The organism is Kitasatospora sp. NPDC091257, assembly GCF_044757675.1.
Classification (GTDB): domain Bacteria; phylum Actinomycetota; class Actinomycetes; order Streptomycetales; family Streptomycetaceae; genus Kitasatospora; species Kitasatospora lactacystinica.
In genome coordinates, this window is record NZ_JBIVVI010001262.1 from 1 (window position 1) to 2,512 (window position 2,512).

At 67.3% G+C, this 2,512-nt stretch carries 3 protein-coding genes; all 3 read right to left on the bottom strand.

Annotated elements, in window-relative coordinates; genetic code table 11:
* Positions 1–1,781 (bottom strand): hypothetical protein (locus tag ACIQOV_RS37060; RefSeq protein WP_401055191.1); only part of this gene is annotated, 1,781 nt, incomplete at its 3' end.
* 109 nt (positions 1,782–1,890) lie between these two features.
* The gene (locus ACIQOV_RS37065; protein ID WP_359899434.1) at positions 1,891–2,190 is read right to left on the bottom strand and encodes a hypothetical protein; all 300 of its coding nucleotides are present in this window, start codon (positions 2,188–2,190) and stop codon (positions 1,891–1,893) included.
* On the bottom strand, positions 2,183–2,512 hold a 330-nt coding region (locus ACIQOV_RS37070; RefSeq protein WP_401055192.1), incomplete at its 5' end, for a hypothetical protein. The genes ACIQOV_RS37065 and ACIQOV_RS37070, both read right to left, overlap by 8 nt.

A 2,512-nucleotide genomic window follows, 5' to 3' on the forward strand; every position in this document is an offset into this window, starting at 1 on the left:
CCCTCCGGGCGGGAGACCCACAGGGAGGTCGGGTGGCCCATCAGGTTGGACACCACGGCCAGCGGGAAGCGCGCGTAGTTGGGGAGGTTGATGTCCTCCATCCGCAGTCGCAGCGGGCCGCCGGCGATGTGCCCGAGGTGGCCGAGCGCGCCCATGGCGACGCCGCCGTAGAAGCTCTCGACGCTGACGGTGAACTTGTGGTTCTCGCCGAAGGCCAGGTTGTACGCGCCCTCGGTGACGATGTTCTGGACGCCGCCCTTGAGGTAGTTGCCGACGCCCTCGCCGAACCGGTACAGGAACTGCCCGGCGGTCTGCGGGTGCAGGCCGTCCATCAGGCTCACCGCGCGCCCCGCGAGGTCCTGGGTGGCCTGGATGGTGTCCCGCAGGTGCTGCTGCTCCGCCTGGAGGAACTTCAGGTCCCTCATCCCGCTGTCCAGCGCGCCGCCGCCGAGCTGCTTCAGCTCGTTCTGCATGTGGCCGATCTGCTTGGTGATGCCCTGCAGTTCGGCCCTGAGCGTGCCCGACTCCATCCTTCCGCTGGCCGCGATCAGTGTCGACACCAGCTTGTTGACGGTTCCGAGGTCGATGGCGTAGCGGGCGCCCTCGCTGACGAGCCGCGAGGCGATCAACCGGCCCGCGGCGTTGGAGAGTTCCTTGTCGATGCCGAGCTCGGCGAGCTGCCGCTCGAAGGTCTCCCCCATCTTCTGGGTGAGCTTCTCGACCTTGCTGAGGTGCTCGGCGACGTTCTCGATCCCCTTCTCGCCGGCCTCCTTGCCGAACTTCTCCCCGACCTTGTCCGCGAGCTCCTTGAGGGCGTTGTCCTGGACCTTCTTCTCGGTGTTCTTCGCGACCTCCTTGGCGGTGTTCTTCGCGGCTTCCTTGGCGGTCTTCTTCGCGAGGTCCTTGGCGACGTTCTTCTCGGCCTGCTCGATGGCGGTCTTGAGCGTGAGGCTGCCCTCCTTCCGCATCAGGTTGAGGGCCTCCTTCAACGTGCCGGTCGGGAGGTTCTTCAGCAGGCCCTTGAACTCGGAGCCGGCCAGCGCCTTGAGGTCGGCCTGCAGCCCCTTGCTGACGCCGCGCCCGAAGATCCGCCCGAAGGCCTTGCCGAGACCGAAGGTGAACAGCTCCAGCGGACCGGTGAGCAGGCCGTTGATCGCGCCCATCTCGATCGACTGGATGAAGGATTCCTTCTCCCACTTGTCCTTGTGGCCCTGGCCGATCTGGATGCCCTGGATGATCCCGTCCATCAGCATGGCGGTGGTGATGGAGAGGAACTCGTGCAGCAGGAGCTGCTTGAACAGCCAGATGAAGACCTGCTTGATCACCGCGCCCGCGGTCTCGTAGGCGACGAAGATCCCCGCGAGCGAGCCGCCGAAGGTGATCGGCGACATGGCGATCGCCCAGGCGATCTGGGCCACCAGCTGGATGAGCTGGGCGATGATCATCCACTTGGCGTACTCGACCTGGTTGGCCACCTTGTGGGCGAAGTCGCCGAGTTGCTTGGCCATCTGGCCCGCCGCCGAGACGTAGTCCGTGCCGCCGGTCTCGCCGATCAACTGGCGCATCTGCTCCAAGAAGGCGTCGGCCGCCTGGCCCTCGAAGCTCTCGGCGCAGAGCTTGACCAGCTCGACCAGGTAGCCGCGGAGCTCGGGGACCTTCTCGTGGATGGCCAGGTAGTCGTCGCCCGCCATGCGCAGGTGGTCCTCGTTCGCCTCCGGCCACTTCATGCCGGTCACGATGCTGAAGAACTTCGCCAGGCCCGGCGGCAGCATGATCGACACGGTGGTGCACTCCTGGCAGTGGACGAGCGGGGAGGGGGGTGCCCGGCGGCGGAGGTCCGACGGACCGGTGGGGCCCGCGCCCGGGCACGGCGGCGGGCCGGAGGCCGCGTCAGGCGTTCTTGGCGTCCTGGTCGGCGTCGTTGAGGATGTTGGAGGTGTTCGTCCCGCCCCTCCCGGCGCTCTCGACCGTCTTCCGCACCTTCTTGAACAGCGCCGTGATCGACGTGGTGGGCTCGTCGACGTTGTCGTGGTACGTCGTGCCGATCTCGTCGTTGCCGGCCGAGTTCTTGTTGTACGCGTTGATCTCCCCGGTCTTGACCTCGAACTCCTGGAAGAGGTCGGACAGTTCGGGGTACTTGGAGAACTTGTCGGTCAGGTCCGACAGCGCGGTCAGCCTCGGCTTAGCCACGGAACTCCTCCTGCCGGTCGCGCTTGCGCCGCTCCTCGGCCGCCGCCGCGTCGGCGAACCCGGGCCGCATCTGCCGCAGCGGGGCGAAGAGGTCGTCCAGTTCGGTGCCGCCGGTCATCGAGGCCGCCAGGGTCTCGCCGAGGCCGCTGAACCCGCTCATCGTCTCGGCCACCCGGTCGCCCATGTCGGCCCGCGCGGTGTTGAGCACGTCGATGAGGGCCTTGGACTGCAGGATGTCCAGCTGGACGGCCTGGATCACCTCGCCCACGGTGAAGCTGAGGTTGGCGAGTGCCAGCACGTACCAGAAGCGCGCGTGCGCGGG